The following is a 14,261-nucleotide window of genomic DNA, read 5'->3' on the forward strand; positions in this document are numbered from 1 at the left end:
GGGAGCTTCTCGTACAGTCCCTCGAGGACCCGGTCGAACTGGGCGTTCACGGCCTCGGAGTCGGGCTGGTCATACACCGAGTGCAGTAGCGCCTTGACCCACCCCCACTGCGACTTCGGCGTCACGGCCATCAGGTTCGCGGCGTAGTGGGTGCGGCAGCGTTGCCAGGACGCGTTCGGCAGGGTTGCCCCTATGGCCTCGACGAGGCCGGCGTGCGCGTCGCTCGTGACGAGCGCGACGTCGGTGAGKCCGCGGGCSGTCAGGTCCCGGAAGAACCCGAGCCAGCCGGCGCTYGATTCTGTTGTGGCCGTGTGGATCCCGAGGACCTCACGGTAGCCGTCAGCGTTGACGCCGGTCGCGACCATCACCGCCACCCTCACGACCCGGCCGGCCTCGCGGACCTTCATCGTCAACGCGTCCGCGGCCAGGAACGTGTACGGCCCCTCGTGCAGGGGCCGGGTGCGGAACGCGGCGACCTGCTCGTCGAGGTCCTTGGCCATCACCGACACCTGCGACTTCGACAGGCCGGTGATCCCGAGCGTCTTGACGAGCTTGTCCATCCGCCGGGTGGACACCCCGAGCAGGTAGCAGGTCGCCACGACCGTCGTCAGSGCCGCCTCCGCACGGCGATGCCGCTYGAGCAGCCAGTCCGGGAAGAAGGTCCCCTCACGCAGCTTCGGCACCGCGACATCCAAGGTGCCGGCGCGGGTGTCGAGGTCACGGTGCCGGTAGCCGTTGCGCGTGTTGACCCGGTCGGGGCTGCGGACCCCGTACTCSGCGCCRCACACGCTGTCGGCCTGCGCGGACAGCARCGCGTTGATGAACGTGCCGAGCAGCTCACGCATCAGATCRGGRCTSGCCTGGGACAGCTGTTCGTGCAGGAAAAGGGCAGGGTCGATACTGGTGTTCGCGGTCATCGCGATGCTCCATTCGAGGGTTCTGTGAGAGGTTCACTCGAAGGATCACGCGGTGACCGCACCTGCATGTGCAGGGACACGCTCACCGGTGTCGTCGTACACCAACGCTATGGACTCAACTCCTCGGTACATCCAGACCGAAGCTCGAGCGATAACACTTCATTCCACTTCATTCCCTGGGGCGCCGGAGGAGGGGGAGGCATCTTCTGAATCGCCACCGACAACAGCTGCGACCTCGGCACACAGGACCTTGCAAGGCATTGTTCGCGACCGGGCACCGAGCGCACTCGACGCAGACCTGCACCGCCCCGCGTCACCTCGCCGCGTACGTCCTCCGTGGCGTTATGAGCGTCTTGACCTGCCGAGCAATCAGGTGCAGCGTGGACGGCTGGGGCCCTAGACCAGTGGGCCACTTCTCTGCACGAGGCCACCCCGCCTGGCGAACCCCACAAACGGCGGCCGAGCTGGGCAAGTACCTCCGCGTAGCCTTCTGCCAAGCGGAGCAGGTCGACCGGGATCGGTTCCCGACGTATGGCCAGCATGTGCTTCAGACATACCTGAGGGCTCTCATCGACTCTGCCCAAGTCACACAGGGGCACTGCCCAGTCTGCGGTGAGGATGTGAGTGGCCGTGTCGACAGACTTCGAGGTGGCGGTGCCGCGTCTGGCTGATGCTGAGGAACTGGCCCGGGTCCACGTTCAGGCGTGGCGGGAGGCCTACGCAGAGCTGCTCCCACAGCATTTCTACGATGACGCCGCGCGCGAGAGTCGGCAGGCGATGTGGTCGGGTCTGCTCTTACGGGAGGATGCCGGAGAGCGGTTCCGTGTCGCCCGGCGCGAAGGCAGGATCGTGGGTCTGGTCGCGTACGGTCCGGCCGCCGACCACCAAGGGCACCCGCCGGAGCGCGATGAGCAGCTGTATGCGCTCTACGTGCTGTCCAGCTGCTACGGCCACGGTGTCGGTCAAGCTCTCCTTGACCAGGCTCTCGGCGAGCGGCCCGCACAACTGTGGGTGGCCAAGGACAACGCGCGGGCTCGACGGTTCTACGAGAAGAACGGATTCACTGCCGACGGGACCGAGCACGTCGATCAAGATCTCGACGGGCTGGTCGAGATACGCATGGTGCGATAGCCGACGCCGCCGGCACGCCAGCAGGGCCCCGTGGATCCCGGCCGGCCGAACTCGAACGCCGCTTTCCGGGTCCATGAGCCACGAGGCGCATCATCCGCCGTCGAGCAGGACGGGAACGGCTGGAAGACCGTAGATGAAGGAGAGCTGCTCGCCGGTGACAAGGCTTGGCTCAGCCGCGCGCAACCGGGGAAAGCGCACAGCCAACCGGGGCAACACCGCTCGCAGCTCGACGCGCGCCAGTTCGGCACCGATGCACCGATGCAGTCCATGACCGAACGCCAGATGACTCCGAGGCGCCCGATCCGGCATGAAGTGGGCGGCCGAGTCACCGAACCTTGCGTCACGGTTGGCTGCGCTGAGCGAGCAGACGACGAGGTCACCGGCGAGGATCTGCTCGCCACCGAGTTCCCCCTCGGTCAGGGCCACCCGTGGAAACGCCACCTGCACGACGGAGCTGTAGCGCAGGAGCTCCTCGACCCAGCCGTCCACACCGTCGGGGCCACCCTCTCGAAGGACGCAGGCCGCCGCGGGATCCGTCGCGAGCAGATGACCGCCGAGGGCGATCGCGCTCGCCGTGGACTCGAGCCCTCCCGTCCACAGACCGTCGGCCAGCCCCGCGATCTCGGTGTCGGTCAGCTCGGTGCCGTGATCGCGCACGAGGCGACCGATGAGCCCGGGTCCCGGGTGCTCACGTTGACGGCGCACGATGTCGAGGAAGTGGTCGATCGCGTCGGAGATCGATCCGAAAGGGCCGGATCCGGATCCCATCAGGTCGAACCGTGGGGAGCTGATTCGATGGAGCACGGCGTGGTCATCCTCATCCAGACCCAGCATCACCGAGATGGTGTGCGAAGCGACCGGACGAGCCAGGTGTGGCACGAGATCGACCGGATCTCCCTCTCCCCCCAGCTCGGAGACGTCGTCCAAGGCCTGCTCGACGATCCCTTCGATGAGCGGCTGCAGGTCCACGAGGCGGCGCCCGGTGAACTCAGGGACGAGCAAGCGGCGCAACCGCGTGTGCTCGGGTGGGTCGCAGAAGCCCAGTCCTCCCGGTCGGTGCTCCGCCGCGGCAGGTGCCCCGAGCCGGCCGACGAGGTCGTTGCTGTACGTCGCGGAGTCCGCGAGCACCGAGCGCACTTCTGCGTATCCGGTCACCATCAACCCACGGAAGCGGAGCGGCAGACGGAGCCTCGTCACCGCGGATCGGTCGAGCAGTGCCGGCACCGGGTCGAGCCCGTCCCGCCGCACGAGGGTGTAGGCGTCCTCCGGCAGCCGGGACCACACTCCCGCGTGCCAGCCGCGAGAATGGATCCAGCCGAGCATCCGAACGAGCGCGCGTCCGGCGGCCCTCTGGAGCAGCCCGGTTCGCATGGCACACGGTGGCACGTCGACGCGCGACGGTCCCGCTTTTCGCAACTTTGACAGCATGTCTCCGGATGCACCGCGAGATCGAGCCGGCACTGCCACGATGACCACTGAGGGACCGGCTGACGGCCGGGCCAGGGGCACCTCGGGGCGATGGGGGGTGAGGGTGGTGACGCGTCGTGCCGACCTCAGTGTGTCCGGCCTCACCGTGGACCTGGGGTCCGGCCCGAGCCGGGCTCGGCCGCTCGAGAACCTGTCCTTCACGGGCGGCGATGGTCGGCTCGTGGTGGTGTGCGCCCCGAGCGGCAGGGGCAAGACCACCCTGCTCTCGGTGCTCGCCGGCTTGTTGATACCCACTCAGGGCTCCATCAATTTCGCGGGCCGCGAGCTCGCACTCTCGTCACGCAGGGAGATGCTGCAGCACCGTCGCCACTGTGTGGGTCTGGTGTTCCAGTCGTTCAACCTGATCGCCAGTCTGGATGCAGTGGAGAACGTCATGGCGCCACTGCTGATGACGGGAGTCAGGCAGTCGGTCGCTCGTCGGCGCGCTGCCGAACTCCTGTCCGGGATGGGCCTCGACCACCGCCTGCACCACCGACCGGGCAGCCTCTCGGGCGGCGAACAGCAGCGGGTCGCCATCGCGCGCGGCGTCGTGGGGGATCCTCCGCTGTTCCTCGCCGACGAGCCCACGGCCCACCTGGACCAGGCGCAGGTCGGCGCGGTGCTGACACTGCTGCGCTCCCTCGTGCGCCCGGGTCGGCTGGTGCTCGTGGCCACGCACGACGCGCGGGTGGTGCAGGTCGCCGACGACGTCGTGGACCTGACTGCGCCATGCTGACCATCACGTTTCGCGATCTGCAGTGGCGAGCCCGGCGCATCGTCGTGGGCGTCTGCGCGGCCATGCTCGTCTTCGCCGTGACGCTCCTGCTCCAGTCCGTCCACGACAGCTTCCTCAACGAGACCGACCGGACCATCGCCTTCTTCGGGGGTGACAGCTGGGTCGTGACTCGGGGTCTGGCAGGTCCCTTCACCACGAACTCCCCGATGAAGGCAGAGGTGGCGCAACACCTCGCGGACCCGTCGCGAGCAGTCACAGCGACCCCGGTCGCGATCTTCCGACACGTCATCGAGGGGGCCGACGCGCGCGGTCTCAGCGACGTCAACGTCATCGCCTACCGCCCGGACGGTGTCGTCGAGCCTCGACCGACCGCTGGTCGCCCTCCTCGCGCCGACGGCGAGGTCGCGGTGGACGACAGCCTGGGCGTCCCCATCGGAGCGACCCTGACGCTCGCCGGCGTCCCGCTCACAGTGGTCGGAACCGTTGCGGGGCTGACCTACAACGGGGGCACGCCGACCGTGGTCATGACACTGTCTCAAGGCCAGTCCATCGCCTACGACGGCGAGGACATGGCCAGCGCGATCGTCATGCAAGGCCACCCCTCGGTCCTCCCGCCGGATCTGGCTGTCATGACGCCGCATGAGGTGCGCGACGACCTGCGCCGCCCACTGCAGGTCGCGACGCGGACCCTCGGCCTCCTCTCCCTCTTGCTCTGGCTCGTGGCCGGCAGCATCGTGGCTTTCGTCTGCTACCTCTCGGCCCTGGACCGGGTGCGCGACGTGGCCGTTCTCAAGGCCATCGGTGCCCCCTCGTGGCGGCTGTGCGCGACCCCGCTCATCGAGGGCCTCGCCGTGTCCCTTGCTGCCGCGGCCGGTGCGATCGTCCTCGCCTGGGCACTCGTGCCCGCCTTCCCGCTGACCATCAGCCTCGGCCTGTCCGCCTGTCTCGTGCTAGCACTGGTGGCGGTCGGCCTCGGGATCCTCGCGAGCCTTGCCGGTATCGCGCGAGTGCTCCGGGTCGACCCAGCGCTCGCCTTGGCCGGTGCCTAGGCGACGTCGCCACATCCGTGACCCAGCAACACGACCGCGCAGCACCGAGCGGTCGGGCCCCGCCCCCCTCGACTCAGCGAGGCGCCAGCATCCGCAGCTGGACCATCGCGGCGAACCGCTGCTCCGGATCGGTGATGTCTAGTCCGCTGACCTCCTCGAGCCGCCGCAACCGGTAGCGCAGCGTGTTGGGGTGGACGAACAGTGCTGCGGCGGCGGCGCGGACGTCGCCGAGCGCGTCCAGCCACGCCGCGAGGGTCCCGGTCAGGTCCGAGTCGTTGTCCTCGTCGTACGCCAAGAGGCGCGCGACGGGACCCACCGGCCGCTCACCGCGCGCCGCGGCGAGGTCGCGCAGCTCGAGCAGCAGGGACTGGGCGTGGACGTCGGCGAGGCGAGCGACCCGGTGTGCTCCGTGCCCCTCGCGGAGAACCCGCAGCACCCGGGTCGCCGTCTCGCGCGAGTCAGTCACGCCGCGGACGTCTTCGCCGACGCCGCCGATGCCGACCACGACCGGCAGGCGACTCCCGACCCGCTCGCAGAACTCCTCTGCCAGGCGGGCGGCTCGTTCCTCCGGCTCGCTGCCGGCCACGACAGCCAGCAGGCCGTATGCGATACCGCCGACCACAGCGACGGCCGAGCTGGGCGAGGATGCCGACAGGTGCAGGCTGAGCGCATCGGCAACCCGCTCGAGGTCACCGGAGCCACCGCCGGCCCCACCCCCGGTCGCACCGCCACTCCCACCGGCGGGCTGGGAGGCGCCGACCGCGCGGCCGTCCGGGTGGTCGGCACGCAAGGTCGCAGCGAGTACGACCACCGGCGCGCCGGCCAGGCCGAGCCGGCTCAGCGCGTCGCGCGCGCCGACACCACCCTCCAGAGCGGTGCTCACGAGGTCGGTGCGCAGCCGGCGTTGCACGTCGGCACCGGCGCGGACACGCAGCATGTGCAGGGCAACCAGCTTCGCGGAGTCCTGAAGCACGGCGCTCCGCTCGGGCGTGACCTCGCCGTCCATCGCCGCCCAGATGGAGCCCAGCACCTCGTCGCCCGCACGGACCGCGATCGCGACCCGCTGCTTGTTGACCGCGTCGGCCCCGAGGTCGGCCGGGTTCACCACCACGGGGCGGTGCTCACGGTAGAGCTCCCTGAAGACGCCGAGCTCGGTGAGCGTCTTCGCATACTTCTCCGGCACCTGGCGTCCGATGATCGTCTCGACCCGGGACGAGTCCGCCTCGTCCTGCCGACCGGAGAAGGCCAGCACGCGCGAGCTGCGGTCCTCGATCGTGACCGGCGCGTCGAGGAGTGCACCGACAGCGTTGGCCACGGCGAAGAGGTCGCCTGACGGCAGCCCGCCGATCGACTCTGCCCCGGCTGGCCCGATGTCGTCCTGGGCGAGGAGGGAGCGGAGCAGCGCGGTGAGCTGACCCCACGTCGCGCCACGGCGCAGGCCGAGCAAGGCGAGCCCGGCTTCCCGGACCGCCGCGTCGAGCGTGGGGCTCATCACCACGGGCGCACGGACGATCAACCCGATGGCGCCCTGGCGTCCGGCGTCGTGGACCAGGTCCGGGAGAGCGACGGACGGCACGCCGACGCCGAGCACGAGCGCGCCCGGTGGCTGGACCGGCTCGTCGTCCGGGTCGTGGATGACGATGCCGCCGATCTCTCCCTCGTGCTCGGGGTCGCCCGCGACCAGCTCCAGGAAGGAGTCCCCCAGGTCTTCGAGGACCCGTCCCAGGCTCGCACGGGGGCGTTGGCTCACCGACTCAGAATAGGGCTCGCCGGTGAGCCGAAAGGCGAGGCCGCCTTCCGTCGGCCCGACGCCCGTCAGAGCGTGATCCACTCGCTGGACGTGGTGACGGCGTCCAGGAGCTCGGGGATCGGGCTGACCCCGAGACCCGGCCCGGCGGGAACGTCCATGTACCCCTCGGAGATGGTCAGCGGCGCGGTGATGTCGGTCCGGTAGAAGCGGTCCGAGGCCGAGATGTCACCGGGGAGGGTGAAGCCGGGCAGTGCGGCGAGGGCCGCGTTGGCGGCCCGGCCGAGTCCGGTCTCGACCATGCCGCCGCACCACACGGCCAGCCCGTGGGCGGCTGCCACGTCGTGGATGCGCACCGCCTCGAGATACCCCCCGACGCGTCCGGGCTTGATGTTGATGATCGAGCACGCACCGAGCGAGATGGCGGCCGCCGCGGACTGCGCGGAGACGATCGACTCGTCGAGGCAGACCGGCGTCTTGATGAGCCGAGCGAGCTCGGCGTGGCCGAGGATGTCCTCCTCCTCGAGCGGCTGCTCGATGAGGAGCAGGTCGAAGTCGTCGAGCTTGGCCAGGTGACGCGCGTCGCGCAGGGTGTATGCCGTGTTGGCGTCGACCTGCAGGGGCACGTCGTCCCCGAAGCGCTCGCGTACGGCGCGTACCGGCTCGACGTCCCAGCCCGGCTCGATCTTGAGCTTGATCCGGACGTAGCCGGCGTCGAGGTAGCTGCCGACGACGTCGAGCAGCTGCGGGATGCTGTCGAAGATGCCGACCGACACCCCTGAGGGCACGCGTTCGTGGACGGCGCCGAGCTCGCGCGCCCAGGACCGCCCGTCGGCCCGCAGGTCGGCGTCGAGCACGGCCATCTCCAGAGCCGCCTTGGCCATCCGGTGGCCCTTGAACTTGTGGAGCACCGCGTTGACCGCGTGCGCGCCGTGCCGCTGCAGCTCCTCCGTCGAGGCCGCTAGCGTCGGGAGGAAGAAGCGACGCAGTACGTCGGCTGTCGCGTCGACGTACTCCGACGAGTAGAGGGGGTCCGACATCGCGACGCACTCGCCCCAGCCCTCACCGTCGGAGGTGACGGCGCGGAGCAGCAGGATGTCGCGCGCGGTCTGGGTGCCGAACGAGGTCCGGAACGGCGACACCAGCGGCATCGCGATACGGCGCAGCTCGACGCCTTCGAGCTTCACGCTCACGACAGATCTCCTTCGTGTGGCAGGACGAGGTAGCCCCGTTCCTTGTCGAAGCCGGCGACGTGCCCGCCGACGTCCAGGGCGCCCACCAGCTGGTCGCGCACCTTGGCGCGCCAGGCCCTCGCCTGCTCGGGGTCGGTGAGCCGAAGGGCCCCGATGTCACGCGGGACCTGCACCCACGAGGCAGCGGCACCGGGGGGCACGGTCGCCCGCACCGGCGACCCCGCACACGCCTGCGCCACCTCAGGCGAGGTCAGCGACCAGTGCACGAGGATCCGGTCGCTGTCGTTCCCACGGTTGATCGCATCGCTCATGGAGCCGTAGAAGTCGGGGAGGTACTCGGCGACACGGGCGCCGAGCTTCGCCAGGTTGAAGTAGGCGTTGCGGGAGACGAGCGGGTCATAGGTCCACTCGGTCAGGTCGATGCCGCGATCCAGGCACCAGGCCCGCTGGTGCAGCTTGAGCGCGAACCCGGCGTGGCGGCCGGCGACCGCATCCGTGACACCGGCGATGTGGCTGTGCATCGCGCGGGCGGCGGGCGTCGAGTGGAAGCCGACGCAGACGCCGACCATGCCCGCCTCGGGGCGCTTGGCGTCGAAGGCCCCGGCGACGTAGCTCTCCGCCTTGCCCATGGCGCGCAGCAGCTCGGCGCTCATCGGCGGGTTGTCGGGAGTGCCCCAGATCCGGCCGAGGACGGCGGCCGCATCCTGCAGCTCCTCGAGGGTGAGGAGCTCGCGCACGACGACGCGGGACGCGGCGGCGGCGGCGTCATAGGACGCCCACGGCTCAGTGGTCATGATGTGGCTCCTGGTTCGGTGGCGACGGTGCGAGCAGCTCCTCGATGAGTACCCGCAGCAGCAGGGTCCGGTCACCCAGTCGGTCGACGAGCACGTGCTCGTCCTCGGCGTGTGCTCCTCCGCCGACTGCTCCGAGCCCGTCGAGGGTCGGCACCCCGAGGCCGGCCGTGAAGTTGCCGTCCGAGGCGCCACCGACGGCCGCACGGGTCAGCTCGGGCAACCCGATTCGTGCGGCGATCGTCTGCGCCCGCTCGAAGAGCGGCAGCGACGCCGCCTCCTCCAGGGGGGGCCGGTTGATGCCTCCGTCGACCTGCACCTCGGCACCGGGCAGCACCGGCCGGAGCCCACGCAACGCAGCGTCGACGCGCTCCTGCTCCGACGCCGTCCACGCCCGTACGTCGACCGAGAACCGGGCGGAGGCCGGCACGGTGTTGACGGTGGTTCCGGACGTCGCCGCCGTGGGCGTCACCGTGGTGCCGGCACCGGGGTCGGCCAGCGCCGCGACCTCGTGCACCAGGTGGGCCAGCTCGAGGGTCGCGTTGACCCCCTTGTGCGGCTCCAGCCCGGCATGAGCGGCCCGGCCGGCGATGCAGATCTCGTAGAGCGACGTGCCCTTGCGGGCGGTCTTGAGCGCACCCCCGTCGGCCGAGGCCTCGAGCACGAGGACGGCCTCGGCACCGCGAGCCTCGTCCTCGATCAGCGCACGGGAGCTCGCGGAGCCGACCTCCTCGTCGCCGGTCACCAACAGCGTGACGCCGTCGCGCTCGCCCAGGTCCGCGAGGGCGTGCAGGGCCATCACCAGACCGGCGATCATGTCGAAGCACCCCGGCCCGCGCAGCACCCCGTCAGCGATCGTGAACGGTGACCGCGTCAGCGTGCCGAGCGGCCATACCGTGTCGTGGTGCGCCAGCACCAGGACACGGTGTGGCGCCGTCGGCGCACCGAAGCGCCAGCGCACGTGGTGTATGCCGTCGACGACGAGGCGCTCCGGCGCGACGCCGAGACGTTCCGTACCGATGCGAGCGACCAGGTCCGCCGAGCGTTCGACGGCGACAAGGTCGTCGGACGGCGACTCGCACTCGACCAGCTCGCGCAGGTCCGCGAGCAGCTCGTCGAGAGCCGGCCCAGCCGGACGAGTGTCGCCGAGCGTCGTCATGCACGCCTCTTCGGAGTGGCGCGCGCGCCGAAGTGGATGTACTCCTCGCCGGTGGGCAGGGCGTAGAAGCGGACCGGGTAGTACGCCTCGCTCTTGTCCGGCTTGACCGCGAAGAGGGCGTCGCCGACCGGGACCAGCTCGTGCACCTCGGGCTCCGCGGCGCCGGACGCCTCGGCGACCGGCCCCGAGACGGTGGTCCGCATCCAGGTCTTGCCGTCCTCGAGGTAGACCTCCTCGACGACGGACTCGCGGGCGTACGTGCCGAGGTACGGCGTCGCGTCGACCTCGACCGGCTCGGCGGGCAGCTCGAACCGCGCGGGGAGTCGCACGTCGGCGAGCGCCGAGAAGATCTCCTCGTAGAGGTCCTGGTAGAGCGTGATCGCGCTGCCGAGGTTGGTGTTGAGCGAGACGGCGATGCCCGCCTCCGGCAGCAGCCTGAGGAATGCGGCTTGGCCGATCGTGTTGCCGTCGTGGCCGATGGCTCGGTGACCGTTCCAGTCGCAGCGGAACCAGCCCAGGCCCCAGGAGTCGCCGAGCAGGATCTTCTCGGGGCACTCGGTCTGGTAGTCAGCCATGGCAGCGACGCTCTCCTCCGAGAGGACCCGCGTGCCGTCCGCCGCCAGGCCACCGGTCAGGTGCATCCGCGCGAAGGCCAGCACGTCGGCAGGAGAGGACGTGATGAGGCCGGCCGGTGCGATCGAGCGGGGCAGGCCCCAGACCGGTGCGGTCTCCGGCTCGTCGCCGCCCTTGAGGTGGCCCATCGCGTGGGCGAAGACCATGGCCTCCTCGGGCAGGGTCGTCGTGTGCGTCAGGCCGAGCGGGGCGAAGAGCCGCTCCCTCATCGCCTCGTCCCACGTCTTCCCGGTGACGACCTCGATGATCCGGCCGAGCACGGAGAAGCCGGAGTTGCAGTAGGACCACGTGGCACCGATGGGGTGGTTCTGCGCTGCATCACCGAGCTGGGCGACGTACTTCTCGAGCGCGTCGTCACCGCGGCCGGTGTCGGTGAAGACGTCACCGTCGACACCGCTGGTGTGGGTCAGCAGGTGCCAGACCGTGACCTTCTTGGTGACCTCCGTGTCGCGCAGCGCGAGCTCGGGGAGGATCTCGACCACCGGGGTGTCGAGCGCGAAGCGTCCCTCGTCCACGAGCTGCATGACGACGGTCGCCGTCCACACCTTGGAGACCGAGCCGATCTGGAAGACCGAGTCGGGCGTGGCGGGCTGCCCGGTGCCGGCGTGCAGGACACCGGTCGCGGTCGTGAAGACCTCGTCGTCGGCGCCGTCGGCACCGAGGCGCAGGATGCCGAGCTGGGCGCCGGGGACGCCGTGCTTCTTCACGAGCTCGGCGAACCGGGCTTCCCAGTGGGCGGTGTCGAGGTCGGGTCGGTTCGTGGTCATGGGGTGGTCTCCTTCGTGGGGATGTCGTGGCCGCCGGGGATGGCGGCCAGGAGCTGGCGGGTGTAGTCGTGTTGCGGGCGTCCGAGCACCTCGGCCGTGGGGCCGTGCTCGACGATCCGGCCGCCCTCCATGACGGCCACCTGGCTGGCGACGTAACGGACGACCGCGAGGTTGTGCGAGATGAAGAGCATCGAGAGGCCCAGCTCGCGCTGCATCTCCCGGACGAGGTTGAGCACCGCGCCCTGCACGGAGACGTCCAGCGCCGAGGTGATCTCGTCGGCGATGACGAGCCGGGGCCGGCCGGCGAGGGCCCTGGCGAGCGCGACGCGCTGCCGCTGGCCACCCGACAGCTCTCCGGGAAGGTGCCCGGACCGGCCGGGGTCGAGGTGGACCAGCTCGAGGAGCCGGGCGATCTCGGCACGACGGCCGGCGCGCGAGAGGCGTCCCGACTCGGGCCGGTAGAGCGCCTCGGCGATGCTCTCCCCGATGGTCATCCTCGGGTCGAGGGAGGAGAACGGGTCCTGGAAGACCATCTGGACGGGCCGGTGCCGACCCCGAAGACGGATCGGTTCACCGTCGAGCAGGATCTGTCCACCGTGGACCGGCGCGAGCCCGACGGCCGCCTTGGCCAGCGTGGACTTGCCCGACCCCGACTCCCCGACCAGGCCGACGATCCCGCCGTCGGGAACGGTCAGGCTCACCTCGTCGAGGACGGTGCTCGCGCCGTAGCGGACTGTCACGTGGTCGAACTCGAGCGTGCTCATGCGAGCGCCTCCTCAGCCGTCAGGACGTCGGCCGGCTCGTCGGCGTGCCAGCACGCGACGCGGCTCCCGCCCGGGCCTGCCGTCAGGGTCGGGTCCTGCTCGCGGCAGCGGACGGTGGCGAGCGGGCAACGCGCGGCGTACGCGCAACCCACCGGGACCTGCGCCGGCTCGACCGGGTGGCCGGGGATCGTGGCGAGGGGGGTGTCGATGTCGGTGGTCATCGCCGGCACGGCGGCGACGAGCGCGCGGGTGTACGGGTGTCGTGCCCTGGTGCGCAGGTCGGCGGTCGGCAGGTCCTCGACGATCCGGCCGGCATACATGACGAGCACGCGGTCGCAGACGTCGGCGACGACCGAGACGTCGTGGCTGATGAGCAGGAGAGCGGCCCCCTCCTCGCGGCGTACGTCCTGGAGCAGCGCGAGCACCTGGCTCTGCACGGTGACGTCGAGTGCGGTCGTCGGCTCGTCGGCGATGATGAGCCGGGGGCTGCCCATCAGCCCCATCCCGATCATGGCGCGCTGACGCATGCCACCCGAGAACTCGAAGGGGTACTGGCGGGCCCGGCGCTCGGGGTCGCGGACGCGGACGGCGCGGAGACGGTCGACGGCACGGGCCGACGCCTTCTTGCGATCGAGTCCCTGGTGGTGACGGCCGACCTCGGCCAGCTGGGCGCCGATCCGCATCGTGGGGTTGAACGAGGTCATCGGGTCCTGGAACACGACGGCGAGCGAGGTGCCCAGCAGTGTGTCGCGGGTCTGACCGGACGCCGCCTCCTCGAGCAGGTCGGTCCCGCAGAAGGTGAGGTGCCGGGCGTCGATGCTCGCCGGCTCCTCGATGAGGCCGGCGATCGACAGCGCCGTCAGTGACTTGCCGGAACCCGACTCGCCCACGACGCCCACGGCCTCGCCGGCGGCGATGCCGAACGAGACGCCGCGGACCGGCCGGACCGGACCGTTCGTCCCCGGGAAGGTGACCGAGAGGTCGCGGACGTCGAGCACCAGGTCGCCGTCGGCGGCGTGGTCGTGGGGGATGTCGGTCACCGGCGTCTCGTCGGTCGGCACCCGCAGCGTGCCGGTGCCCGTCGGCGTGGAGATCCCGAAGACCCCGGCGATCGCCTCGCCGGTGAGGTTGAAGGCCAGCCCGGCGAGGACCACCATGATGCCGGGGCCGAGCGCCGCGAGCGGGTGCACGAAGATGCCGCTCAGGCCGTCCTGCATCAGCCGGCCCCAGTCGTACTCCGGCGCCTGGACGCCGAGCCCGAGGAACGACAGCCCGGCGAAGCTCAGCAGGATGGCGCCGGCGGTGATGGTCACGTTGACGATGAGTGGCTCGGCCACGTTGGGCAGCACGTGCCGGGCCATGATCCGGAAGCGGTTGACGCCCGTGATCCGCGCCGCGGCGACGTACTCGAGCCCGGTGACTCCGGCGACGAGCGTCTGGCAGAGGCGGGCGAGCCCCGGGGCGACCGCGAGGCCGATCGCCAGGACCGCGCCCCTCGCCCCGACGCCGAAGATGACGGCGAAGACGAGGACGAGGAGCAGCCCGGGGAACGCCACGAAGACGTTGACGAGGGCCGTGACGAGCCGGCCGAGCCGGCCGCCGAGCAGCTCCGGGGCGGTGCCGAGCACGAGGCCGATCACCGTTCCGAGCGCGGTGGCCACGAGCGTCAGCGTCAGCGAGAGTCGCGTGGCGACCAGGACCCGGAAGAACAGGTCGCGGCCCAGGTTGTCGGTGCCGAACCAGTGCTGCGCCGACGGACCGGCGAGGAGGTTCTCGGTGTCGACGACACTGGCCTTGTCGCCCCAGAGGATCGGGGCGAAGACGGCCAGGAGCACGATGAGCGCGAGCAGGCTCAGCCCGACGAGGCCGACGGGCGTCTTGACGATGCGAATCCAGCGCTGGGACAT

The 14,261-nt window shown here is 70.7% G+C and carries 12 protein-coding genes; 3 read left to right on the forward strand and 9 right to left on the reverse strand.

All coding sequences use genetic code 11. The annotated features are described in order from the left end of the window. Positions 1 to 917: IS256 family transposase (locus AB4Z14_RS20395; RefSeq protein ID WP_442276814.1), on the reverse strand; the 917-nt coding region annotated here is incomplete at its 3' end. A gap of 630 nt (positions 918 to 1,547) precedes the next feature. On the opposite strand from AB4Z14_RS20395, the gene AB4Z14_RS20400 reads away from it, so the two are divergent. Next, positions 1,548 to 2,048: a GNAT family N-acetyltransferase gene (locus AB4Z14_RS20400; protein WP_442276815.1), complete on the forward strand. Its 501-nt coding sequence runs from the start codon at positions 1,548 to 1,550 to the stop codon at positions 2,046 to 2,048. A gap of 90 nt (positions 2,049 to 2,138) precedes the next feature. On the opposite strand, the gene AB4Z14_RS20405 is transcribed toward AB4Z14_RS20400, so the two are convergent. Beyond that, on the reverse strand, positions 2,139 to 3,017 hold the full coding sequence (locus tag AB4Z14_RS20405) for a cytochrome P450 (protein WP_442276816.1): 879 nt from the start codon (positions 3,015 to 3,017) through the stop codon (positions 2,139 to 2,141). 562 nt (positions 3,018 to 3,579) lie between these two features. Here AB4Z14_RS20405 and AB4Z14_RS20410 point away from each other — a divergent pair. Together AB4Z14_RS20410 and AB4Z14_RS20415 are read left to right on the forward strand one after the other, a co-directional pair. After that, the gene (locus AB4Z14_RS20410; RefSeq protein ID WP_442276817.1) at positions 3,580 to 4,251 is read left to right on the forward strand and encodes an ABC transporter ATP-binding protein; all 672 of its coding nucleotides are present in this window, start codon (positions 3,580 to 3,582) and stop codon (positions 4,249 to 4,251) included. Then, positions 4,245 to 5,300 carry an FtsX-like permease family protein gene (locus AB4Z14_RS20415; protein ID WP_442276818.1) on the forward strand — a complete coding sequence of 352 codons (1,056 nt, stop codon included), beginning with the start codon at positions 4,245 to 4,247 and terminating at the stop codon, positions 5,298 to 5,300. Before AB4Z14_RS20410 ends, AB4Z14_RS20415 begins: the two co-directional genes overlap by 7 nt. 73 nt (positions 5,301 to 5,373) lie before the next feature. On the opposite strand, the gene AB4Z14_RS20420 is transcribed toward AB4Z14_RS20415, so the two are convergent. The 7 genes from AB4Z14_RS20420 to AB4Z14_RS20450 all read right to left on the reverse strand — a co-directional run bounded on the left by AB4Z14_RS20420 (position 5,374) and on the right by AB4Z14_RS20450 (position 14,261). After that, positions 5,374 to 7,050, reverse strand: a complete 1,677-nt coding sequence (locus AB4Z14_RS20420) for a PucR family transcriptional regulator (protein WP_442276819.1) — start codon at positions 7,048 to 7,050, stop codon at positions 5,374 to 5,376. Positions 7,051 to 7,115: 65 nt separating this feature from the next. Next, on the reverse strand, positions 7,116 to 8,234 hold the full coding sequence (gene menC, locus AB4Z14_RS20425; protein WP_442276857.1) for an o-succinylbenzoate synthase: 1,119 nt from the start codon (positions 8,232 to 8,234) through the stop codon (positions 7,116 to 7,118). A gap of 2 nt (positions 8,235 to 8,236) precedes the next feature. Continuing rightward, entirely contained in the window at positions 8,237 to 9,034 is a 798-nt protein-coding gene (locus tag AB4Z14_RS20430) for a GNAT family N-acetyltransferase (protein WP_442276820.1), read from the reverse strand. Continuing rightward, positions 9,024 to 10,190 (reverse strand): M20 family metallopeptidase, encoded by a 1,167-nt coding sequence (locus tag AB4Z14_RS20435; protein ID WP_442276821.1) that lies wholly within the window; start codon positions 10,188 to 10,190, stop codon positions 9,024 to 9,026. Before AB4Z14_RS20435 ends, AB4Z14_RS20430 begins: the two co-directional genes overlap by 11 nt. Then, positions 10,187 to 11,590 carry a serine hydrolase domain-containing protein gene (locus tag AB4Z14_RS20440; RefSeq protein WP_442276822.1) on the reverse strand — a complete coding sequence of 468 codons (1,404 nt, stop codon included), beginning with the start codon at positions 11,588 to 11,590 and terminating at the stop codon, positions 10,187 to 10,189. Before AB4Z14_RS20440 ends, AB4Z14_RS20435 begins: the two co-directional genes overlap by 4 nt. Further along, positions 11,587 to 12,354 (reverse strand): ABC transporter ATP-binding protein, encoded by a 768-nt coding sequence (locus AB4Z14_RS20445; RefSeq protein ID WP_442276823.1) that lies wholly within the window; start codon positions 12,352 to 12,354, stop codon positions 11,587 to 11,589. Before AB4Z14_RS20445 ends, AB4Z14_RS20440 begins: the two co-directional genes overlap by 4 nt. After that, positions 12,351 to 14,261, reverse strand: coding sequence for a dipeptide/oligopeptide/nickel ABC transporter permease/ATP-binding protein (locus AB4Z14_RS20450; RefSeq protein ID WP_442276824.1), 1,911 nt, complete (start codon positions 14,259 to 14,261; stop codon positions 12,351 to 12,353). The genes AB4Z14_RS20445 and AB4Z14_RS20450 overlap by 4 nt, the downstream gene beginning before the upstream one ends.

Origin of the sequence: Terrabacter sp. 2TAF16, from assembly GCF_052115065.1 — a bacterium.
GTDB lineage: Bacteria > Actinomycetota > Actinomycetes > Actinomycetales > Dermatophilaceae > Terrabacter.